Annotated in this window: 22 protein-coding genes; 3 read left to right on the top strand and 19 right to left on the bottom strand. The window is 54.8% G+C overall.

Features of this window, described 5'->3' with window-relative positions:
- Nucleotides 1-4: 4 nt before the first annotated feature.
- The 13 genes from Q0I19_RS04875 to Q0I19_RS04815 all read right to left on the bottom strand — a co-directional run bounded on the left by Q0I19_RS04875 (nt 5) and on the right by Q0I19_RS04815 (nt 12,687).
- Entirely contained in the window at nt 5-706 is a 702-nt protein-coding gene (locus Q0I19_RS04875) for a class D sortase (protein WP_294760059.1), read from the bottom strand.
- A 314-nt stretch (nt 707-1,020) separates the two neighbouring features.
- Entirely contained in the window at nt 1,021-1,665 is a 645-nt protein-coding gene (locus tag Q0I19_RS04870) for a hypothetical protein (protein WP_294760057.1), read from the bottom strand.
- Between the two features lie 179 nt (nt 1,666-1,844).
- Complete coding sequence (locus Q0I19_RS04865; protein ID WP_294760055.1) at nt 1,845-2,603, bottom strand: CpsB/CapC family capsule biosynthesis tyrosine phosphatase; 759 nt, start codon at nt 2,601-2,603, stop codon at nt 1,845-1,847.
- 8 nt (nt 2,604-2,611) lie between these two features.
- Complete coding sequence (locus Q0I19_RS04860) at nt 2,612-3,358, bottom strand: CpsD/CapB family tyrosine-protein kinase (protein ID WP_294760053.1); 747 nt, start codon at nt 3,356-3,358, stop codon at nt 2,612-2,614.
- The gene (locus Q0I19_RS04855) at nt 3,359-4,069 is read right to left on the bottom strand and encodes a Wzz/FepE/Etk N-terminal domain-containing protein (protein WP_294760051.1); all 711 of its coding nucleotides are present in this window, start codon (nt 4,067-4,069) and stop codon (nt 3,359-3,361) included.
- Nucleotides 4,070-4,263: 194 nt separating this feature from the next.
- Nucleotides 4,264-4,929: a hydrolase gene (locus Q0I19_RS04850; protein ID WP_294760050.1), complete on the bottom strand. Its 666-nt coding sequence runs from the start codon at nt 4,927-4,929 to the stop codon at nt 4,264-4,266.
- A 192-nt stretch (nt 4,930-5,121) separates the two neighbouring features.
- Complete coding sequence (malQ, locus tag Q0I19_RS04845) at nt 5,122-6,603, bottom strand: 4-alpha-glucanotransferase (protein WP_294760048.1); 1,482 nt, start codon at nt 6,601-6,603, stop codon at nt 5,122-5,124.
- A 20-nt stretch (nt 6,604-6,623) separates the two neighbouring features.
- Nucleotides 6,624-7,634 carry a LacI family DNA-binding transcriptional regulator gene (locus Q0I19_RS04840; protein WP_294760046.1) on the bottom strand — a complete coding sequence of 337 codons (1,011 nt, stop codon included), beginning with the start codon at nt 7,632-7,634 and terminating at the stop codon, nt 6,624-6,626.
- A 25-nt stretch (nt 7,635-7,659) separates the two neighbouring features.
- Nucleotides 7,660-8,508, bottom strand: a complete 849-nt coding sequence (locus tag Q0I19_RS04835; RefSeq protein ID WP_294760045.1) for a carbohydrate ABC transporter permease — start codon at nt 8,506-8,508, stop codon at nt 7,660-7,662.
- A complete protein-coding gene (locus tag Q0I19_RS04830) occupies nt 8,508-9,359 on the bottom strand; it encodes a sugar ABC transporter permease (protein WP_294760044.1) in 852 nt (283 codons plus the stop codon). The genes Q0I19_RS04835 and Q0I19_RS04830 overlap by 1 nt, the downstream gene beginning before the upstream one ends.
- Nucleotides 9,360-9,453: 94 nt before the next feature.
- Complete coding sequence (locus Q0I19_RS04825; protein WP_366012440.1) at nt 9,454-10,767, bottom strand: ABC transporter substrate-binding protein; 1,314 nt, start codon at nt 10,765-10,767, stop codon at nt 9,454-9,456.
- A gap of 417 nt (nt 10,768-11,184) precedes the next feature.
- Nucleotides 11,185-11,760: an isochorismatase family cysteine hydrolase gene (locus tag Q0I19_RS04820; protein WP_294760041.1), complete on the bottom strand. Its 576-nt coding sequence runs from the start codon at nt 11,758-11,760 to the stop codon at nt 11,185-11,187.
- A 102-nt stretch (nt 11,761-11,862) separates the two neighbouring features.
- Complete coding sequence (locus Q0I19_RS04815) at nt 11,863-12,687, bottom strand: MerR family transcriptional regulator (RefSeq protein ID WP_294760040.1); 825 nt, start codon at nt 12,685-12,687, stop codon at nt 11,863-11,865.
- Nucleotides 12,688-12,768: 81 nt separating this feature from the next.
- Here Q0I19_RS04815 and Q0I19_RS04810 point away from each other — a divergent pair, with 81 nt between their 5' ends.
- The 3 genes from Q0I19_RS04810 to Q0I19_RS04800 all read left to right on the top strand — a co-directional run bounded on the left by Q0I19_RS04810 (nt 12,769) and on the right by Q0I19_RS04800 (nt 15,314).
- Complete coding sequence (locus Q0I19_RS04810; protein ID WP_294760039.1) at nt 12,769-13,440, top strand: YitT family protein; 672 nt, start codon at nt 12,769-12,771, stop codon at nt 13,438-13,440.
- Nucleotides 13,441-13,614: 174 nt separating this feature from the next.
- Nucleotides 13,615-14,793 (top strand): MFS transporter, encoded by a 1,179-nt coding sequence (locus tag Q0I19_RS04805; RefSeq protein WP_294760038.1) that lies wholly within the window; start codon nt 13,615-13,617, stop codon nt 14,791-14,793.
- Nucleotides 14,790-15,314: a nitroreductase family protein gene (locus tag Q0I19_RS04800; RefSeq protein WP_294760037.1), complete on the top strand. Its 525-nt coding sequence runs from the start codon at nt 14,790-14,792 to the stop codon at nt 15,312-15,314. Before Q0I19_RS04805 ends, Q0I19_RS04800 begins: the two co-directional genes overlap by 4 nt.
- Nucleotides 15,315-15,695: 381 nt before the next feature.
- Here the strand turns inward: Q0I19_RS04800 and Q0I19_RS04795 are convergent, their stop codons facing one another.
- The 6 genes from Q0I19_RS04795 to bilQ all read right to left on the bottom strand — a co-directional run bounded on the left by Q0I19_RS04795 (nt 15,696) and on the right by bilQ (nt 21,242).
- Entirely contained in the window at nt 15,696-16,565 is an 870-nt protein-coding gene (locus tag Q0I19_RS04795) for a YitT family protein (RefSeq protein WP_294760035.1), read from the bottom strand.
- Nucleotides 16,566-16,698: 133 nt separating this feature from the next.
- On the bottom strand, nt 16,699-17,388 hold the full coding sequence (locus Q0I19_RS04790) for a hypothetical protein (protein WP_294760033.1): 690 nt from the start codon (nt 17,386-17,388) through the stop codon (nt 16,699-16,701).
- 1 nt (nt 17,389) lies between these two features.
- Complete coding sequence (locus Q0I19_RS04785; RefSeq protein ID WP_294760031.1) at nt 17,390-18,913, bottom strand: DUF1538 domain-containing protein; 1,524 nt, start codon at nt 18,911-18,913, stop codon at nt 17,390-17,392.
- Between the two features lie 280 nt (nt 18,914-19,193).
- A complete protein-coding gene (gene bilS, locus Q0I19_RS04780) occupies nt 19,194-19,694 on the bottom strand; it encodes a flavodoxin family protein BilS (protein ID WP_294760029.1) in 501 nt (166 codons plus the stop codon).
- A 2-nt stretch (nt 19,695-19,696) separates the two neighbouring features.
- Nucleotides 19,697-20,800 carry a bilirubin reductase gene (gene bilR / locus Q0I19_RS04775; RefSeq protein ID WP_294760027.1) on the bottom strand — a complete coding sequence of 368 codons (1,104 nt, stop codon included), beginning with the start codon at nt 20,798-20,800 and terminating at the stop codon, nt 19,697-19,699.
- Complete coding sequence (bilQ, locus tag Q0I19_RS04770; RefSeq protein WP_294760026.1) at nt 20,772-21,242, bottom strand: bilirubin utilization transcriptional regulator BilQ; 471 nt, start codon at nt 21,240-21,242, stop codon at nt 20,772-20,774. The genes bilR and bilQ overlap by 29 nt, the downstream gene beginning before the upstream one ends.
- Nucleotides 21,243-21,284 lie beyond the last annotated feature (42 nt).

Raw genomic sequence — 21,284 nt, 5'->3', positions numbered from 1 at the left:
CTCCTTAGCAGGTGCGGTCAATGACCGGGCCGGAAATGTACTTCGCATAAACAAAGAAGCGGTTGGGGGTAAAGCCCAGGGCGTCAAAGGGATAGCAGGTGTACAGAACCAGGTTTTCGTCCTGACGGGTGAAATCATAGGCAGTGGAATCCTGGTAATCCAGAATTTTGGTGTCGGTGACTTCATAGGTGTACACGCCGTAGTGCGTGGTGACGGTTACGGTCGCACCTGCCGCCACATGCTGAAGATCATTGAAGAAGGTGTTGTTATGCCCTGCCATGAGAATGGTCTTACCCTGACCGGGAATACCCGTGCCGACGCTGCCCACATAGGTGCCGACGCCCTGGTTCAGGATCTTCATGCTGTCACCGTAGTAAACGGGGGCATCTACGGTGGTGCCGGAGATGGTGATATCGGCGTAGCGGTCACCCAGAATGGGGAAGGTGATGGAGCTCATGGGGATCGTTTCCTGCACATCGGAATCCCCCGTGGCTCCGCTTATGGCACTGTTGGCCTGCTCCAGAAGGTCTTTCGGCTCGGCTATGGTGGTGTTGGCTACAAACCAACGCAGCATCGGCAGATACGGTGATGCCAGCGAATAGACAAAGGCAAAAAGGATAGCTGCCGTTGCAGCAGAAAGCGCCAAGGGAATTGCGACAAAAGCCAGGGGACTGTTGCCGACAAAGGATTTTTTGGCACGGGGCAAGGTGTATTCCTCCCTTAATCATCTTATCTATCTAAGGCAACACCGCACAATTCCCGCCTGACGGCTTAAGCACCGCTCCGGCGGCTGCGGCGCGGCATCTGCGTTGCCAAAATGCTCGCCAATACACAAAGTATTGCCTGCGCTTTTGGCTTAGCATCTGCCGCACCTCGCTCGCCGTATCGGCACTTAGAATTATGCGGTATTGCCTAAAGCGGAATTACAAAACAATAATTCCGCATAGAAACAACAAAACGGACAGAGCCAAAAGCTCTGCCCGTTAAATCCGACACATTGCGTATCGGCTGCGTCAGAACTCACAGAGTCTGAGCGTTCTCCTTGCGGACAGCCATGCCGAGCACAGCGGAAACACCCAGGACTGCGGCAACCAGGGCCACAGCGCTGTTGTCACCGGTGGGCTTGATGACACTGCCGGAAGAAGCAGCAATGGGGTTGGCAGCAGTACCGGTAGAGCCGGTAGTGCCGTTGCTGCCGAAGGCGCTGCTGCCCTTCTTGTCAAGGGGAACAACAGCCTGGGTGGTGCCGACAACACCTTTATCGGATGCGGCGGCGGGGGTCACGACGACCTCCGTGGCAGATGCCTCGACGGTGGCAACGGCGGTAACGCCGGCCTTGTTCAGGACACCCTGCACATTGTCCAGAGCGTTGTTGACAGCGGTCTGGACCTCGGTCTTGGAGGTGGCGCTCTCCAAAGCAGCCTTGGCGGCGGAGACATTGCTGGTCAGGGTACCTGCATTGTCGCGCAGGGTGGCCAGCTGCTCACCGTCCAGGCTGTTGACGACAGCGTCCATACCGGTAATGCCATTCTCAGCCAGATAAGCATTGATCTTGCTGCGGGCGCTTTCCACGTCCTGAACGGGAGCGGCGAAAGCGCAGGTGGCAAAGGCGCAAGCCATAGCAACACTGCCCAGCACAGCAACGATCTTCTGAATCTTGTTCATGATTTTCTCCTCCTTTCTTCAAGGATGTACGAGATACCGTACACTTATACAGTACATACTATACCTTATAAGTGTCTATAGTATAGCACAGCCCCAAAAGAAACGCAATAGATTTGATTGGAAAATCCCAAAAACAGTAAATACGAAATAAATTAAACGAAAACAAGAACCGGAATTGTTTATTTCCACAAGCCGAAGATCTTTTTAGGCTCGATCGGCTCCGGTATTATGGGCTCTTTGTCAAAGAAGACCGCCTCGCCGTTGCGCATGAAGTAGGCGGACACATCCTGCGGCAGCATGGCGTGGACGTCCTTCAGGTTGGGGGGACGCCGTTTGATGTTGTGCGCATCGGAGGCCAGCAGATGGATCAGATTCCAGTGGAGATACCGCTGCATCAGCTTGGCCGTTTCGCCGCCGCGCAAAAAGCCGCTGGCATTGACCTGCGCCAGGCAGCCCATTGTGACCCAGTTGTAAAGCAGTGTCGGGTTTTCGCTGACATAGGGGAAACGCTCCACATGCGCCAGAATCGGTGTGTAACCGCGCTGCAGGATGGCGTACAGCGTTTCTTCAATGCCCGCAGCGTGCACAGCGGTGGGAAATTCCACAAGAATATAGCGTGTTCCGCTAAAACATAGTTTGCTCAGGTCTAAAAAAGGAAGAGCCGGGGTGAAATGCACCTCGGCCCCGAGCTTTCCGGCTACGCGGACCCCTTCGCGCCGGCAGGCATTTGCGGTCAGGGTATAGGCAGCCTTGCGGTTGGCAACAAAGCTGTCCAGGCCCATGCGCTCATAATAAAAATGGGGGGTAAACATGACGGCATGTACGCCGTCCGCCTCCTCCTTGCGCATCAGGTCAACGGCGGCGTTTTCGTTGGCGGCACCGTCGTCAATGCCGGGGAGCAGGTGGCAATGCAGGTCAACCAGAATTGGCTCAGACATTATTGGATTTATCCTTTTTTCTTGCTGTCGGAGGAATCGTCCCCGTAGTAACTGTAATAGTTATACGAGTAATAGTAGCCGTCCTTCTTGCTGTTCTTCTTGGTGTCGTAGCCGTTGATGACAACGCCCAAAATGTGTGCGTCAACAGCCTCCAAATTCTTTTTGGAGAGCTGTGCCCCCTGAATGGTGGTGACATCGGGGCGCACCACCAACAGTACACCATCCACATAACGGCTCAGGATGGCGGCATCGGTGACAAGAGAAACCGGCGGTGTATCGACGATCAGTATATCGCAGTGGGACTTCAGATCCTCAAAGAGGGACTCCATCTGGCTGCTGGACAAAAGTTCCGAAGGGTTTGGCGGCAGCGGGCCGGTGGGAATGACCGTCAGGTTGTCTACGCGGGGGATAGAATAGCAGATATCTTTCCAATCGGCGGCACCGGACACCTTGCTGGACAGGCCGGGGGTGTTGCGACGCATATGCAGGTAATGACCCAACATGCCCTTGCGCAGGTCACAGTCCAGCAGAATGACCTTTTTGCCGGCGGCGGCCATGGTGTAAGCCAGGTTGACGGCCACGTTGGTTTTGCCCTCGGTGGGAATGGAGGAAGTCACCAAAATGCTTTTGCAGTCGGAGGTGGCGGCCAGAAATTCCAGATTTGTACGCAGAGATTTATAAGCCTCGTTGAACTGGAAGGAGGCGTTGTCGCCCACCAGCAGCAGTTCACGGCTTGCATTTTTCTTCTTAGCCACTTACTTTTTCCCTCCGTTCGTTTTGGGAATAACGCCGAGAACCGGCAGACCCAGATATTTTTCAACATCATCCTCGGTGTTGATCTTATTGTTGAGCAGTACACGCAGAACGATAACGCCCACGCAAACCACCAAGGCCAGCATCATGCCCAGCGCGGTGGTGCGCATTGTGCGGGGAGAAACCGGGTTGGTGGGCATGGTTGCAGACTCGATGACTTTGACAGAGCCGGCCTCGACCTTGTCCATAATAATAGCGGGCGCGACGGCGGTGATTTGGTCACAGATGATCTGCGCGGCCTGCGGGTTGGGGTCCTGCACGGAAATTTTGATGACCTGCGTGGTATCCACATCGCTTACCGTTACGCGATCATACAATGTCTTGTAGTCAATGACCAGATCCAGATCATCTACGACCTGCTGCAGTACGGTGCGGCTCTTGATAATAATGCTGTAGGTGTCCACCAGCTTGACAGCGGAGTTGATTTGGTCGCTGGTGACGTTGACGGTGGCATCCTGACGGGTGTTGACGATCATCAACGCGCTGGACTCATACTGTGGGGTGACAAAGGTTTTTACATAGAAAAAGGTCGCTGCACCGGTAACAAGGGTCACAGCGAGTATGACCCAGATATGGCGCAGAATCTCATAGAACAATTCCAGTAAATCGATTGTTTCCACATTGTTGAGATTCGGATTGTTTTGGTTCGGCATCACGTTACATCCCTTCCAGCGGTTCCGCCATGAGCTGTTATTTCGACATATACAGACAATTCTTATAAGAGTATACCATATAAACCGGAAGGATTCAATAACAGAATGAAAGAAATGCGAGACTAAAAAATCCAAAGAAATCAGATGTTTTTTGTGCGTCTGTAACAAACAGGGAAAAGGCCCGCAAAGGCACATCACTCGCGATATTTTTCCATCATGGCCTTGAACAGCTCGGCCGGGCTGGGTGGGGTATAGGTGATGGCATTGGCCCCTGCAGCCACAGTCGCAGCGATGGATTCCTCGGTTCGGCCGCCGGTGGCAATGATGGGCACGTCCGGGAAATCGGCGCGTATTTTGGCTACGATGCGGGGCGTTTGCAGGGCACAGGCAACATTTAATATCGAGGCACCGTTTGCAAGGCGTGCGGCAATGTCGGTGTCCTCCTTGGTGACCGTGATGATGACAGGAATATCCACCGCCATGGCCACGGCGCGCAGATTTAGGTTGGTGATGGGGGCGTTGAGCACAACACCCATGGCACCCTGACTTTCAACATCCTTGGCCAGACTGACCGTGCGCATGCCGCGTGTTGTGCCGCCGCCCACGCCGCAAAATACAGGTATGTAGGACGCCTTGATGATGGCATCGCTGATGGCTTGCTGGGGCGTAAACGGGTAAACGGCAAATACGGCGTCCGCATCGCAGTTGCGGATAATGGCAAGGTCGGTGGTAAACACAAAGCTCTTGATGCGCCGCCCGTTGACCACAATGCCGGTGGCTTTGTACACGGATTGGGGGATTCGTAAAATGTGACGCAGCTGCCCCTCAACCTGGGGCGAGGATTTCTTTTCCTGTGGCATCGGCAGCACTCCCTTAACAGTTCATTATCTTTGATTATAGCATGACAAAGCGGGACTTTGGTGTACAAAAAGTAAACAATTCGCACGGTATGGCCGTTTCGCCGCAAAGTAGCGGCGGTCGGTCACGGCGCAAAATAAATACCGCACAGTCTTGCCAAAAAAGGCGCAACTATGCGGTGTTTGATGTGTGGTTTATCGGGGCAGTCGATCGTAAAGCTCGGCAGCCTGATACAGCCTGGCGGCAAGGCGGTCATTGAACACGCCGCGCTTGGCGCGCCAGCACCAGTTGCTGCCCACGGTCGAGGGGGTGTTCATGCGGGCTTCATGGCCAAGACCCAAAATGTCCTGCGCCTGCACGATAGCCAACTCGGACGCACTGGCCCAGATGCCGCGCATCATGCCCCAGTGGTAGCCCTCCTGCTTGGTCAGGTTCAGGTACTGCACGGCGCGGGCAATATCCTCGGGCGCGGCGGTTTCCACCCAACCGTTGACAGGCTCGTTGTCGTGGGTGCCCACATAGGCAATGCTGTTTACAGGATAGCTGTGGGGACGGTACTCGCCGCCGTCGCGGCTGTCAAAGCCGAACTCCAGCACCTTCATGCCGGGGTAGCCGCACTTGCGCAGCAGGGCGTTGACGTCCTCAGTCAAAAAGCCCAAGTCCTCGGCAATAATGCGCGGCGCACCGAGCTTTTTCTTGATGGCGGCAAACAGCGCGTAGCCGGGGCCGGTGCGCCAGCGCCCGCAGGCAGCCGTTTCACTGCCGTAGGGGATAGCGTAATACCCGGCAAACCCACGGAAATGGTCAATGCGCACAACGTCATAGATACTGCACATGTGTTTGATGCGCCGTACCCACCACGCAAAGCCGTCCTTTGCCATGGCGTCCCAGTCATACAGCGGGTTGCCCCACAGCTGCCCCGTGGCGGAAAATCCGTCCGGCGGACAGCCCGCCACTTCGGTCGGGTTCAGGTGCTCGTCCAGCTGGAACTGGTGCGGGTCGCTCCATACATCGACGCTGTCCAGCGCAATGTAGATGGGAAGATCGCCGATGATTTGAATATTCCGCGCATTTGCGTAATCCTTCAGTGCTTGCCACTGACGGAAAAACAGGTATTGCACAGCCTGCCAAAAGGCGATCTCCTTGGCGTAACGCTTGCGGGCGGCCTTTACGGCATCTGCCTCGCGGCGGCGCAGGGGTTCCGCCCACTGCTGCCAGCAAGCACCGCCGTGGGCGTCCTTCAGCGCCATAAATAGGGCATAGTCGGGCAGCCAGAAACGATTTTGCTTGACAAAATCACGGTATTCGGCAGGGGGTGCGGCCAGCAGCCGTTCACAGGCAAGGTGCAGCACGGCGTAGCGCTCTTGATACAGAACGCCATAGTTGATGCACTCCGGCGAACATTGCCAGTCGATGTGCTTGTACTCCTTGGGGCGCAGCAGTCCCTGCGCGGCCAGCTCGTCCAAATCGATAAAATAGGGATTGCCCGCATAGGTAGAAAAGGACTGGTAGGGGCTGTCACCATAGCTGGTCGGACAGATGGGCAAAATCTGCCAGTAGGACTGCCCGGCCTTGTGCAAAAAATCTACAAACTGCCGCGCCTGCTGCCCCATGGTGCCGATACCGTAGGGGGAAGGCAGTGCGGAAATGGGCATTAAGATGCCGCTTGCTCTCATCCGGGAAAACCTCTTTCTCATTACGGGGTCAGCGTACACACGCTTTCGCCCTCAATCAATTCAAAGGGAACCACCTCATGCACGGCGGTGCCGGGTTCCTTGATGTTGTGCAAAAGTATCTTGGCGCTGCGCACGGCGAGCTGCTCCATGCCCTGGCGAATCGTCGCAAGGCGGGGGATGCTGTACTGCCCCAGGGCGATGCCGTCATATCCGGTCACCGAAATATCCTGCGGTACGCGCAGCCCGTGGTCCTGCAGGGCACGGATGGCACCCAGCGCCATTAAGTCGGACATGGCAAACACGGCGGTGATATCGGGCGCGGTCTTGAGCAGACGCTCCATCGCCTTGTAACCGTCGGCAAGCGAAAATCGTGCGTAGGCATATTGCTTTTCAACGGAAAACGGCAGACCCAGCCGCACCATGGCGCTCTGGACGCCAGCCAAACGGGATAAGCTGGGGCGGGATAAGTCAGGGCGGCCGCCGATCACGCCGATGCGGCGGTGCCCGTGATCATACAGATACTCGATCATTCGGTCTGCGGCGGCCATGTCGTCAACCGTTACGCTGGACAAGTTGGAAATCTGCAGGCTGGAGGCACTGTTGGTAAGCAGTACGCAGGGTACACCCAAGGTTTCCAGTTCGGGGGTGAAATAGTCCAGGTTGGAGCCGAGAAACATAATGCCGTAGGGCTTGCGCTCGGCACAGATGCGCTTGGCCTGCGTTACCTCGTTGGCTTCCTCGTCAATGTAATAGACAAAGGATATGTAACCGCTGGCGGCGATCTCGCTTTGCAGATGTTCCAGAATATCCGCAAACAGCATATTCTGGGTGCCTTTTACGATCAGGGCAATGCCGTCGTTTGCCTGCTGCTTCAGGTGCTTGGCATTGGCGTTAGGCTCATAGTTGTGGCGGTTGACCACCTCCAGAATCCGGCGGCGGGTCTCGGCACTGATGCCGGGGGCGTTGTTCAGCGCCCGCGATACGGTGCCGACTGCGTAGCCGGATTCCCGCGCAATGTCTTTGATCGTCATGGGCAAAGCCTTCTTTCGGTTAAAATCAGCCCTTCACAGCACCGGCGACAACGCCATCGATGATGTACTTCTGGCAGAGAAGGTACAGCACGATGACCGGCAGAACCGTGATCATAATGCAGGCCATCATGGGGGCCATCTCCACCTTGCCGTAGCTGCCGCGGAAATACTGGATGGCCATCGGGATGGTACGATACACCTTGATATCCAGCACCAGCGTGGGCAGCAGGTAGTCGTTCCACACCCACATGGTCTCCAGAATAGCGGTGGAGATCATCGTGGGCTTCAGGATCGGGCAGACCACCAGGAAGAAAATCTGCAGGGGGTTGCAGCCGTCGATCATGGCGGCCTCCTCAATGGCGATGGGCATACTCTTGACAAAGCCGGTGAACATAAACACGGCCAGACCTGCGCCGAATCCCAGGTAGATGATGCAGATGTTGTAGGGGTTGTTGAGCTTCAGGGTGTCAGCGGTCTTGGCAAGGGTGAACATAACCATCTGGAACGGAACGATCATGCTGAATACGCACAGATAGTACATTCCCTTGGACAGCACGCCCTGCACGCGGGTGATGTACCAGGCGCACATCGAGCAGCAGAGCAGGATCAGCACCACGGAGCTGATGGTAATGACAAAACTATACCAGAAGGAGGACAAAAAGTCCATCTCCTGAATGCCGTAAATGTAATTTTTTAAGCCCACAAAGGTGTCGACGCTGGGCAGCTCGAAGGCGCGGGTGGTCGTTATGGCTCGCTCGGTCTTTAAGGAGTTCATCAGAATCATGAACACCGGGTACATCCATGCTACGCACAGGATACCCAGAACGACCGACAATACCGCGTTGATGCGGCGGTCTTTTTTGGTAGCACCCATTATTGCTGTACCTCCTTAGAACGTGTTGCCTGCAGCTGAATCAGGGAAATGACCACCACAAACAGGAAGAATACCACGGCCTTGGCCTGGCCGATGCCCTTCCACTGGGGTCCCGAACGGGCGTAGAAGGTGTCGTAAATGTTGTACGCCAGCATCATGGACTGCTTGGCAGGCTCGCCGGCAGTCAGGGACAGGTTCTGGTCGAACAGCTTGAAGGAGTTGGTCAGGGTCAGGAAGGTGCAGATGGTAACACTGGGCATGACCATGGGGATCTTGATCTTGAACAGAATCTGGCGGGAGGTTGCGCCGTCGATGCGTGCAGCCTCGATCAGGTCGGTGGGAACATTCTGCAAGCCGGCAATGTAGATGATCATCATATAACCGATCTGCTGCCAGCACATCAGGATGATCAGGCCCCAGAAACCGTAGGTGGCGTTCAGCGCCAGCAGCGGCTTGCCCCATGCGGTCAAAAGGCCGTTGAGCAGGATCTGCCAGATGTAGCCCAGAACGATGCCGCCGATCAGGTTCGGCAGGAAGAACACGGTGCGGAACACGTTGGTGCCGCGCATACCGCGGGTCAACAGCAGGGCAATGCCAAAGGCAAGCACGTTGATGAGCACGGTGGACACCACGGTAAAGGCAGCGGTGAACCAGAACGCATGCATAAACGTGGCGTCGGACCAAATCATTTTATAGTTGCTGAGTCCCACAAAGGACACATTTTTTACGGTCGTGAATTTGCAGAAGGACAACCCGGCGCCCCAGATAAACGGCCATACAAAGCCGATGATAAAGGCAATCAGGGTCGGCAGCACAAACACGGGCCAGTAGCGTTTTATGGCTTTTTCCATGGAAAAGCTCCCCCATTTTTTCAAATAAAAGCGGGGCGGGCGAATCTCGCCCGCCCCGTTGATCGGTGATTCTATGCAGGAATTGTTTAACCGATTAGGCGGCGTTCAGAGCAGCCTCGGTAGCCCAGCCATCGACGAAAGCGGTGACAACAGCGTCCCAAGTGCCGGTACCGGCAGCGTAAGCGGTCAGGGCAGAACCCACACCGTTCTTCCAGTTCTCGGAAGGCATGGTGGAGAAGTTCCAGGCCACAGGGGTCTTGCCGGCGGCGGTCATAGCGTTGTCAACCTTGACGAACAGGTTGGGGGACTCGACAGCCTTCTTGAAGGGGATAACAAAGCCCATGTCGTTTGCCATGGCAGTGGTGCCTTCCTCAGAGGTGACGCACCAGTACATGAAGTCCAGCGTAGCCTGAATGTCGTCGGCGCTGGCTTCCTTGTTGACGCACCAGTAGTTCTCGGTGCCGGTGCACAGGCCCTGGTTGGCTTCGTCGCCGACGCCAATGTAGATGGGCAGCATGGTCAGGTCGTCATCGGTGAAGGGCTTGTCCTCGCCGACGAGGTTGTTGTACTCCCAAGAACCGTTCTGGAAGAAGACGGCCTCTTTGTTCAGGAACTCGTTGCGGCTGTCATCGCCGGTCTTGCCTGCCAACTCGGCGGGATCGCAGGTGGAGTTGTTGATGTACAGATCAAAGATGTTCTTGTAGTTGTCGAGGTAGGTGCCCTTGATGGCATCGGTAGAGGAGATGCCGTCTGCCTGATACTCAAAGTAGATGGGCAGGTTGGCAAGGTGGGTCTTGAAGCGCCAGTCAGAGGAACCGTCCATACCGGCGGAGGTGAAGGCAGCAAAGCCCAGCTCGTCCTTGCGGGCGGTGATGTCCTCGGCAACCTTCTTCAGGTCGTCAAAGCTCTTGATGTCCTCGGCCTTGTAGCCGGCCTGCTCGAGCAGGGTCTTGTTGGTGATCAGGCCGTAGCTCTCGATAACGTAACCGATGCCCAGGGTGGCGTCGCCGTCCTTCAGGGAGTAGGTGTCGCTGGTCAGCTCACCGGCAAAGGGAGTGCCGGACAGGTCGTAGCAGTAGTCTTTCCAGCTGGCCAGACCGACAGGGCCGTTGACCTGGAACAGGGTGGGGGCGTCACTCTTGGCCATCTCGCTCATCAGGGTGGTTTCGTACTGGCCGGAGGCGGCGGTAACGACGGTTACGGGAACGCCGGTCTCCTCGGTGTAGGTGGCGGCCAGCTTCTGCCAGGCTTCATCCTGTTCGGGCTTGAAGTTCAGGTAGTAGACCTTGCCGGCGGCTGCGGGGGCAGCGGGGGCAGCGGTGCTGGAAGCAGGGGCGTCACTGGAAGCAGCGGGGGTGCTGGAGCTGGCAGCGCCACCGCCGCAGCCGACCAGCAGACCGGCGGTCATGGCGGCCGCGAGGGTCAGGGACAAAGTTTTCTTGGTTTTCATGGTTTTTCCTCCTTCTAAAGAAAAACATTGGATACATGAACTTGGAATTGCATCGGAAACGTTTCCGCTTCGGATTGACATTATAATACACCTATTCCACTGAAAAATCAAGGGAAAAATGTTTATTTTAACCAATTTTGTGGCTTTGCACGAATGGCAATGTCTGAATTTGGCTATATCTTCCAAAAAAGGTTACAATTTAGATGGAAACGGTTCCGTTTTGCGGTATGCGGCAGAGGAAAAGGATTATCTTGTCGATGGATCGTGGTTTGGTTGTAATTCTTTTGTAAGAATTTTACTGCAATATCCGTCAAATGAAAAAACGCCTTTCCGCAGGAGAAAGACGTTTGGCATGTGTATTTTTCCGGGTTTCTCTTACGAAACGATCGTAAACTGGCAGGCCTGCATGGCATCCAATGCGGTTTGATGGGTTTGCGGTGTTACACCGGCGCAGCAATCAGCCTGAATCTCGATTTCAGTTTCGGGGAAGGCGGCGCGCAGAACCATGGCATTGCTGATGACGCAGATATCGGTGCAGTAGCCGTAGACAACAAATTTTTCAATGTCCTCCACGCTCTTGTTGTGAGCCATCAGTTCGTCCAGAATATCGCCGGGCAGCATATAGCTGCCAAAGGTCGGCTTGTCGATAATGCGGCAGACGACAGGCTCAGTGTCGGCCATCGCGGATTCCAGCTCCGCGGCCAGGTTCCAGCCGTCCTCACCCTCAATGCAGTGCGCAACGGGCAGGTGGCGGCCTTCACGGGTGGTCAGATAATTGTCGTGGTGGGTGTCGCGCGTAAAGAACATCCAGTGCCCCTCGCGGGCGTGGTCTTGGGCAGTTTGTGCCAGATGCGACACGTTGGCCTGTGCCTGTTCGTTGGCCAAGGCCCCTGTGATAAAGTCCTTTTGCACATCGACCACAATGTCGATGATGATTTTGCTATCGCTCATGATTGTATGCTCCTTTATATAATAAAGTAGATTACTACCAGTATAGCGCAAGACAGCAGCTGTGTAAATGGCAGGGGCTAAATTTGCTGTGTGGGTCGATGCTTATTGTGCATCCTCGACATAGAACAGGATCTTTGTGATATATTCGGTCTCATCTCCGGTGGATAAATAGTCGGTCAGGGCAAATTCGTAGGAATCGGAGATGATGCGCAGCTGATGCTCACGGCAATATGCCAAAATGCGCTCATACGCAATGCCGATGGATGGATAATCCCCCGTGTGGTAGGTGACTACACACGGCCCGGCAGGCAGCTCGACAACACCGGCGGCAGGGCAGTTTTCAATGGGCAAAAACGCATGGGAGGCCAGGGTATACTGTCCCTGTCGGATGCGCGACAGCGGCACGATGGCTCCGCTTTGAAAGAAAACCGGCAACCGTTCCCTGAAAGAGCGCACAAAGCATTGTTTTGTCGCCACGCTGACCATCTCCAGGGTGTAGGGGGCGGCAACTTCCTGAAGCAGGATGGTTTGCTGTTTGGCGGTTTGGACTGATACATCGGCAATTTTGTCACGGATGGAGGCCGATTGTTCCAGCTGCAGGCAGCGGTGTTCGACACGGCTTTTTATGACCTGCAGATCCTGAATTTGGCGTTCAATGATGGTCAGCTGCCTGCGCAGGGCGACAAGGGAGGTGTCCAGCGTGTATTCTTTCAGGTATGTCTTGATCTCATCCAGTGAAAAGCCGATTTTCTTCATGATGCAGATGGTATCCAAAGAATCCAGCTGGGCGGCACTGTAATAGCGGTAACCGTTTTGCGGGTCCACATAGGCCGGGCGAAAAAGCCCGATTTTGTCGTAAAAAATTAAAGTCTGGCGGGAAATGTTCTGCAAGTTTGACAGCTCACCGACAGAAAACAGGTTTTTCATGAAAACTCCTTGACTTTATAGTTACTATATAGTTTATAATTATAGCATATAAGTGGTCATTGAACAAGGAGGACACACAGATTGAAATCCCGCGTTTCCGAGCTTTGGGCTAAGCTGACAGAAGGGCTTACCCTGAAAAAGATTTTGCTTATTATGCTGGGTGCCATGATATGCACCTTTGGCATCCACAATATCCACCAGCGCACCCATATTACCGAGGGCGGCGTGATCGGCCTGATGCTTTTTGTCGAGCACTGGTGCAAATTTTCACCTGCCTACATTACGCCGGTGCTGGACATTGCCTGCTATCTTTTGGCTTATAAGTATCTGGGCGGCGGCTTTATCAAGATATCCATCATCTCTACGCTGTTTGTATCCGGTTTTTATAAGGTATGGGAGCAGTTCCCGCCGATGCTGCCCGATTTGTCGGAGTACCCGCTGGCGGCGGTTGTGCTGGGCGGGTTGTTTGTCGGTATCGGCGTGGGGTTGATCATTCGTCAGGGCGGCTCCAGCGGCGGTGACGATGCGCTGGCGCTGTCGATTTCCCATATCACAAAATGTCGGCTGTCGCGCTCGTATCTGTTTACCGACTTGGTCGTTTTGCTGCTCTCGTTGAGTTATATCCCCGTGATGCGCATTGCGTTTTCGCTGGTCACCGTCACAATTTCCTCCTACCTGATCGACTGGGTGAAGGAATTTGAGTTTCCTGCATCCAATAAATCTAAGATGGCGCAACAGCAATCCGAGTTCTGATGCCGCCAAACTATCGACAGGGCTTTGCGCCCTGCCGATTTTCTTTTTTGTGTGCAGCAGGAAAACACTATCGCACAATCAGGAAATCTGTGATATAATACTGCCAATGCGCAGGGAAGTCTTGCCGTTTGTTGTTCCTCACATTGTAGTCTTAGTTAAGGGAGAGTATACAAAATGATCCATCTGCTCCTGGCAGTAATTTATCTTTCTTTTATCAGTCTGGGCCTGCCGGACTCCCTGCTGGGGGCAGTCTGGCCGTCCGTGTATCAGGGATTTGGCGTGCCGATTTCCTATTCGGGGGTGATTTTCTGCATCATCTCGGTGGGAACGGTGATTTCCAGTCTGCAAAGCGACCGCCTGACCCGCCGTTTCGGCGCGGGGGCTGTGACAGCAGCCAGTGTAGGCTTGACGGCACTGGCACTGTTTGGATTTTCCGTCAGCAACTCCTTTTGGGCACTTTGCCTGTGGGCGGTGCCGTATGGTCTGGGCGCCGGCAGTGTGGACGCGGCACTCAATAACTATGTGGCGCTCCACTTCGCCAGCCGCCACATGAGCTGGCTGCATTGCATGTGGGGCGTGGGGGCCTCGGTGGGGCCGTACATCATGGGGGCGGCACTGTCCCGCAACTGGGGCTGGCATGCCGGATACCGCATTATCAGCGTCATCCAGCTTGTGCTGACGGTCATCATTTTCCTGAGCCTGCCGCTTTGGAAACCGCACGCCGCTGCAGACACCGACGAGCCGGAAACTCCGTCCCGTGCGCTGACGCTGCCGCAAATTTTGCGCGTGCCGGGGGTAAGGCAGGTGCTGGTCATGTTCTTCTGTTACTGTGCTTTGGAACAGACAGCCGGTTTGTGGGCCGGCAGTTATCTGGTTCTATACAAAGGCATCGCACCCGAAACCGCTGCGGGCTTTGCCGGTCTGTTTTATGTCGGAATCACGGTGGGACGGGCGCTCTGCGGATTTTTGACCTTAAAGCTGAATGATTCGCAGATGATCCGCATGGGTGTGGCCATTATTACCATCGGCTTGGCGGTGCTTTTGCTGCCGCTTGGGGAAAATGTGACGCTGGCTGGTCTGATCGTGGTCGGTCTTGGCTGTGCGCCGATTTACCCCAGCGTGATACATGCCACGCCGCATTACTTTGGGGCCGACAAATCTCAGGCGATTATCGGCGTGCAGATGGCAAGCGCCTACATCGGCAACTGCCTGATGGCACCGCTGTTCGGCGTGATTGCCAACCATACGACCATTGCCCTGTATCCGTTCTACCTGTTGGGGCTGCTGCTGCTCATGGGCACGATGCACGAAAGGCTGCTGAAAACGATTTCAAGGAAGGAGATATCCGAATGAATACACAGCAAGCGATACTTACCCGACGCAGCTGTCGGAAATTTATCGACAAACCGATCGAATCGGAAAAGCTGCACCAACTCTTGCAGGCTGCCATGAGTGGGCCAAGCTGTGTCAATGCAAGAGACTGGTCGTTCGTGGTCGTGACGGACCGCGGCAGGTTGACACAGATGGCAGATGCCAACGGCCGCCCGGCCGAGCCGTTGCGGGGGGCCGCCGCCGCGATCCTGGTTTGCGGCGATTTGCAGCGTGCATTTCCGCCCGCACAGGATTACTGGGTCATCGACGGCGCGATTGCTGCACAAAATATCTGCCTGGCGGCGCAGGAACTGGGACTTGGCGCGGTCTGGCTGGGAACCTGGCCGCAGATGGATAGGGTTCAGGCGCAACAAAAGCTGTTCGCCCTGCCGGAGCATATTGTGCCCCATTCTGTCCTGGCACTGGGCTACCCCGCCATCGACCTGACATCCCCGCGCGAAGATCGCTATGAGGAAAACCGCGTGCATTTTGAGCAGTGGTAGGTTACAGAGTTTGCGGCGCTGCCGTTTCCGGTTGTGGGAGATTGTTGTTGCACAGGAGTTCGCTGCCGTTCAGTTTGACCTTGCAGACAACGGCATTTTCCAGTACATACACGACCTTGGCGGTTGCTTTCCGCCCAATTTTGTCATATAATCTGCCGGCGCTGAGGCAGTCACCCAACACGGTGTAGGGGCTGTTCGCTACATATCCAGCGCAGCCAAGCCCCGGCAACTCGGCACGGATGGCCTCTGAGAAGTTCTTCGATACTTCTATTATAGGCCATGTTATGTGCCATAAAAGGTACTGCGAACAAAACCCGCAAAGATGTACAAATATAAAACAGGAACAGAAAAAGCCGTCGGTCAAACCGGCGGCTTTGCTGTTTAGTCGGTAATACTCTTGGGCTGGTAGCGCATATCCGAGACGGTGTAGACCGTGATGAACGCATGCGGATCCTCGCGGTTCATAAAATTCATCAGCTTTTGGTATTCGGACTTGTCCACAATGGTAATGATCTCGCGGCGCCTTTCCATATTGTAGGCTCCGAAGGATTCGTACACCGTTGCCCCGCTGTGCAGATCGTGCAGGATAAAATGGCGCAGCTCCTCCTCCTTTTTGGTGATAATGCAGACGCGGCGCTTGATGTTGTGGTCAAAAATGAAGTGATCCAGCACGATACCGTTAAAATAGGTGCCCAGTACGCTGAGCACGACGGTCTTTTTGTCGTAGACCAGCGCGGCCGACAGCGCCACACACATGCCGGAAAGCGACATCGCCCGACCTAAATCCATGTGCAGATACTTGTTCATGATTTTGGCCACGATATCCAGCCCGCCCGATGAGGCGTTGCGGTTGAACAGGATGCTCAATCCGACGCTGACCACAAGGATATAGCACAGCACGTCCAACTCCTGGCTGTCGGTCAGCGAGCCAATGTCGGGAAACAGCCGCTCCAATATGCCGATCAGCAGCGGCAGCATGATGCTGGTGTAGACTGTTTTGGCGCCAAACTCCCGCCCACAGGTCAAAAAGCCGATAATCAGCAGCACAACGTTCAAAATCATCGTGATGGCCGAGAGGGGCAGCGGCACAAAGTTGGACAGCACAATGCCCAGACCGGAAATGCTGCTGACCGAGGCATGGCTCGGCACCAGAAAAAAATATACCGCTGCGGCAATAACTGCCACGCCCGCCGTCAGAATGCAGACCTCCTGCACGGCGGCCGACAGACGGTGTTCTTTGTTTTTCGCCATAGTTCTTTCTCCTTGCTGCTACCTTGGATTCCTTTGCTATTATAGTCGATATCGCGGAAAAAGTAAACGACGGTTTTTGCGGTATGATGTATGCGGCAAAAAATCGGCCGCCCCGAAGGGCGACCGATTGTCTTTACATGCCGGTCACGGAATCCACCGGCAGGGAGATAAAAATACCTTGCGCGTCGCTGTGCATACCGCAGCTTTCGCCCATGCTTTGCATCAGGGCTACCTTGTTGGCAGACTCAGTCAGGATCAGAACGATTTCCTTTTCATCCTGCACGCTCAGGCCCCAGAAGCCGGTTGTCTCCGCATTGCCGATGCGGCGGCTGCGGATGACGGTGCCGCCCTTGGCGCCTGCCGTGCGAACGGCCTTCATAACATCGTCGCTGAAGCCGCTGTTTACGATGGCAGCAACCAGAGAATGTTTCGTTTCAGACATAGTGTTTTCATCCTTTCCGGCAGTATTCGTGACATCTTTTCCTGCATCGTGGGCCAAAATGCGTAAAATCATATTGTTGGCACCGTTCAGGGGCATGGTAAAGGCGATGCCGCTGTTTGCTTTGTGCATCTGCAGGTCGGTGTAAAGTTTCTCCATCAGCACAGGCGAAAGGTGCTTGGGCACCATGCTGATCAGTACGCTCTTATCAATGCTGCCAAGGCCCAGCATATCCATGATCTCACTGGAGGCCGTGCCCTCGGCATTAAAGCGGTATTGCAGCGGCAGAGAGCCTTTTTTGAACATCTCCGCCGCGCGCTCGGCCAGCTTTGGCGTGGTGATGACCACCAACAGCTGGAAAGCAACCTTCTTTTCGTGCTCCATATTACTCGCCCTCCTCAAGATCGACGATCATATCGCAGTCGTCGGCAATGGCGGCCGGTACGGTCTGCGTTTTCTTAGCGGTCTTTGCCTTGTAAACCAACCCCATAAGTTGAATGGCAATCAGCGGTGTCAGTGCGACCAGAGCCACCACACCGAAGGCATCGGTCATCAGGTTGCCGCCCAGTGCCTCGCAGACGCCGATGCTCAGCGGCAGCAGAAGGGTCGAGGTCATCGGGCCGCTGGCTACACCGCCGGAGTCAAAGGCGATGCCGATAAAGATATCCGGCACCATGCGGGACAACACCAAGGCAATGATGTAACCGGGGATGACAAACCACTGGATGGATATCCCTGTCAATACGCGCAGCATGGCCAGACCGACACTGGCGGCAACACCGATTTGCATACAACGGTTCATCATTTTTACCGATATGGCGCCGTTTGTTACCGCCTCGACCTGGTGATTCAGCACCTGAATGGCCGGCTCGGCTTTTACGATATAATAGCCGATCAGCGCACCGATCGGTACTAAGATCCAACGGAACGATACGGCGGCCAGTTCCTTGCCCAGGTAGGCACCGACGGGCGCAAAGCCAACATTGGCGCCGCAGAGAAACAGCACCAGGCCGATGTAGGTATACCCAAAACCGATGACAATACGCTTAATTTGCACGCCGTGATACCGATGGGTCATCCACTGGAAAATCAAAAACACCCAAAGGATCGGCACAAGAGAGATGAGAACCTCCTTGGCATACAGCGGCAGACCCTGCGCAAATACGCGGGCAACGTCCTGTGTGGTCACGACCGTTGCCACGTCGGTCAGGGAGTAGGCAGCCTCGGTCGGCTTAAAGAAACAGCCAAGAATCAGTACCGCCAGAATCGGCCCTACGCTGGAGAGTGCCACAAGACCGAAACTGTCATTTGCGGCATTTTTATCACTGCGCATGGAGGCCAGACCGACGCCCATCGCCATGATAAACGGTACGGTCATGGGGCCGGTTGTGACGCCGCCGGAGTCAAAGGCTACAGCCAAAAACTCCTTGGGCACAAACATGGACACCAAAATGAGCACGAGATAGCAAACGATCAGCAGCATGGAAAGGCTGATTTTATAGCGAATACGCACAATGGCCAGCGCCAGAAAAAAACCCACGCCGAGTGCGACGGTCAGGATCAGTACTTCGTTGGGTACCGACGGCACCTGCCCGGCCAGCACCTGCAGATCCGGTTCGGAAACTGTGATAATAACACCCATCAAAAACCCCGTCAACAGGACAGTGAGCAGCTTTTGCATTTTGGATATCTGCACGCCGACCCCCTCCCCGATGGGGGTCATGGCCATCTCGGCTCCGAGCTGGAAGAACCCCATGCCGATGATCAGCATAAGTGCCCCTGTCAGGAACATGACGACACTTCCCAACTCCATCGGTATCAAAAATACACTGAGCATCAAGACAATTCCGGTAATTGGAAGCACGGCCGAGAGTGACTCGCTGATTTTTTCCTTCAGTTTTACATTCAATGATACGCCCACCTTTCAACAGAGAGTTGTTCTTGCATGGTGCTCGCAAATATCCCCAAAACAGTAAGATCCGAACCCTTGCTTTTGTATTACTATAACATTATATTGCGCGAAAAAAGTTAAGGTTTTTTGAATATTTACAAAATTTGGGCATACGCTGAGATCTGTTTGTTTAGGGACGGAAAAACTATATCCATTGGCGGTTTGTGTGACAAAAAACAGTCCGCCTGCACACACGGTGCGGGCGGACTGTAATGCAATTCTGTAAAAAGTAAGCAGGTCAGGCAAGCTGTGCCACGATATCTTTCAGGCTTTGCAGGTCCTGCGTGTCGGGGTGGGTGGCAGCGCGGTCAAAATTTTCAATCAGCATGTCCACGTTGGGAACAGGAACGGGGGAGGCTTTCATCTTAACATAACGGTCGCGCACAGACTGGGGCATCTTGCCCTGGCACATGTAGCTGCCAATCAGTGTATTGCTGCGGTCGAGATGCTTTTTGACAGACGAAAGAACCTTGTCGAAATAGGCTGCATCTCCACCGAAACCGGCTGTGCCGAACAGGAAAACCTGCTTGCCCCGCACGGTTTTGAGGAAGTCTGCAATCTCGCTGTTGCAGCTGCCCTTGTCCGTCCAAAAGCCGATATAGATTCGGTCGGCGGCCAGCGCGGCATCGCTCGGCGTGCCGTTGTAGAGGATGTCGCTTTCCGGCAGGACGGCGGCGATGGCATCGGCCAGTTGACGGGTGTTACCGGTTTTGCTGCTGTACACGATGGAAGTTTTCATGATTACCCCTTCTCGTAAATGCAATGCGTGCCTTGATGCAGCTGCAAACCGCCGAGGCACTTCTTATTGCAGCGGACGCAACGGTGGATCTCTTTGCATTGGTCGGCGGCGACCTTATTGGGCCATTCGGGGTCAGCCAACAGCTGACGGCTCATGGCGGCACAGGTGATGCGGCCGGAAGCCAGCTGTTCCTCTACAAAGGCGGGGTCGCTCAGGCCGCCCACGCCGGTGATGGGCTTGTCGGTAAACTTACGCACCTCATCGCAGAATTTCAGGAAGCAGCCCTGTCCCTTGAAGTACGGGTGGTTGGCAGGGGGAATGGTGTCCTCCAGGCTGGAATGGTTGGCCAGTGTCACATGAAAACTGGTAACACCGGCGTCCACCAGCAGGGGAACAAAGATGCCCAACTCGGCCTCCAGCACACCGGCGTTGCCGTAGTGCGGTTCTTCCTGGCGGACCGCCAGCTTGTAGTCGATGGGCAGCTCCGGCAGACGGCTGCGGATGGCCTTGACAGCCTCGACGGCAAAGCGGGCGCGATTCTCGGCGCTGCCGCCGTACTCGTCGGTACGCTTGTTGAACACGGTGGAGCTAAAGCTGCCGCACATGCGGTCGCCGTGTACCTGCACCATATCGAAGCCTGCCTTGACAGCCAGAACGGCAGCCCTGCCGAAACCGTCGGTGATTTTCTTGATCTTCTTTACGGACAGCTTGGAGATGTAAGGTGCGACCTCGTTGTTCAGCAAGGGACGCAGCTCCTGCATGGAAATTCTCTTGGTCAGCACACCCGGCACATACTTGAGCATGGCCAGCATGTTGGAATCCGACTGATGCAGCTGTGCGCAGATGCGGCAGTCATAGCTGTGTGCGATTTCCGTCAGCTTTTGGTAGTAGGCAAAGCCCTTTTTGTCAAACAGGGACTTCTCAAAAGCGCTTTTGCCTACGGGCACATCGCCTACAATGATCATGGCGCAGCCGCCTGCCGCGATACGGCGCATCTTTTCAAAATACTCCTCGTCCGAAAGGCCGAAGGTTGTCGGCGCAAAGATGATGCGGTTTTTAAGCTGTAAACCACCGTAATTAACAGGACTCTGAATCGTTTCGTACATGATGCGGTACCCCCTGTGCTGCTTTTTGCAATAACGCAAGCAGCTGTTCTTTTTCCTTGTCGTTGAGATTCGTCATAAAGGTGCTGTCCCAATCAAAGAACACACGGTGGGAGGCCTCAAAGGCCTCTTGCCCGCGCTCGGTCAGATGCAGCAGATAATGGCGCCCGGATTTTTCCTTGGTGATAAAACCGTCCGCTACCAGTCGGTTTACACATCGCTGGCTGTGCCCCCAGTCGAGCGACAACTCCTTGGTAAGCTCTGACGGGGTGCAGTTTGGCCGTTTACCGATATACACGATGAAAAACAGAAGGCCGAAATTCAGGCCTACTTTTTGCAGGCGCTCCCCGGTAAAGGTGGAAAAACTGCGGTACAGCATGGCGACATAGTAGGAAAGTGTTTTCTGAAACATGGCAGGTGGACGTTCATCTCCTTTCAATTTCATAGTATAGTCGCATTACTTGATTTTGTCAAGTAAAAATCTGCA

This window comes from uncultured Gemmiger sp. (assembly GCF_934561205.1).
Lineage (GTDB): Bacteria > Bacillota > Clostridia > Oscillospirales > Ruminococcaceae > Gemmiger.
This window is presented reverse-complemented; position numbering and strand designations above follow the sequence as displayed.

Coding starts and splice junctions, on each gene's coding strand:
- malQ (WP_294760048.1), bottom strand. CDS start 6,603: ATGAGAGCAAGCGGCATCTTAATGCCCATTTCCGCACTGCCTTCCCCC.
- Q0I19_RS04795 (WP_294760035.1), bottom strand. CDS start 16,565: ATGGCGAAAAACAAAGAACACCGTCTGTCGGCCGCCGTGCAGGAGGTC.
- Q0I19_RS04855 (WP_294760051.1), bottom strand. CDS start 4,069: ATGCCGAACCAAAACAATCCGAATCTCAACAATGTGGAAACAATCGAT.
- Q0I19_RS04790 (WP_294760033.1), bottom strand. CDS start 17,388: ATGGAGCACGAAAAGAAGGTTGCTTTCCAGCTGTTGGTGGTCATCACC.
- Q0I19_RS04835 (WP_294760045.1), bottom strand. CDS start 8,508: ATGGGTGCTACCAAAAAAGACCGCCGCATCAACGCGGTATTGTCGGTC.
- Q0I19_RS04820 (WP_294760041.1), bottom strand. CDS start 11,760: ATGAGCGATAGCAAAATCATCATCGACATTGTGGTCGATGTGCAAAAG.
- Q0I19_RS04865 (WP_294760055.1), bottom strand. CDS start 2,603: ATGTCTGAGCCAATTCTGGTTGACCTGCATTGCCACCTGCTCCCCGGC.
- bilS (WP_294760029.1), bottom strand. CDS start 19,694: ATGAAAACTTCCATCGTGTACAGCAGCAAAACCGGTAACACCCGTCAA.
- Q0I19_RS04840 (WP_294760046.1), bottom strand. CDS start 7,634: ATGACGATCAAAGACATTGCGCGGGAATCCGGCTACGCAGTCGGCACC.
- Q0I19_RS04805 (WP_294760038.1), top strand. CDS start 13,615: ATGATCCATCTGCTCCTGGCAGTAATTTATCTTTCTTTTATCAGTCTG.
- Q0I19_RS04870 (WP_294760057.1), bottom strand. CDS start 1,665: ATGAACAAGATTCAGAAGATCGTTGCTGTGCTGGGCAGTGTTGCTATG.
- Q0I19_RS04815 (WP_294760040.1), bottom strand. CDS start 12,687: ATGAAAAACCTGTTTTCTGTCGGTGAGCTGTCAAACTTGCAGAACATT.
- Q0I19_RS04825 (WP_366012440.1), bottom strand. CDS start 10,767: ATGACCGCCGGTCTGCTGGTCGGCTGCGGCGGTGGCGCTGCCAGCTCC.
- Q0I19_RS04830 (WP_294760044.1), bottom strand. CDS start 9,359: ATGGAAAAAGCCATAAAACGCTACTGGCCCGTGTTTGTGCTGCCGACC.
- Q0I19_RS04800 (WP_294760037.1), top strand. CDS start 14,790: ATGAATACACAGCAAGCGATACTTACCCGACGCAGCTGTCGGAAATTT.
- Q0I19_RS04850 (WP_294760050.1), bottom strand. CDS start 4,929: ATGCCACAGGAAAAGAAATCCTCGCCCCAGGTTGAGGGGCAGCTGCGT.
- bilQ (WP_294760026.1), bottom strand. CDS start 21,242: ATGAAATTGAAAGGAGATGAACGTCCACCTGCCATGTTTCAGAAAACA.
- bilR (WP_294760027.1), bottom strand. CDS start 20,800: ATGTACGAAACGATTCAGAGTCCTGTTAATTACGGTGGTTTACAGCTT.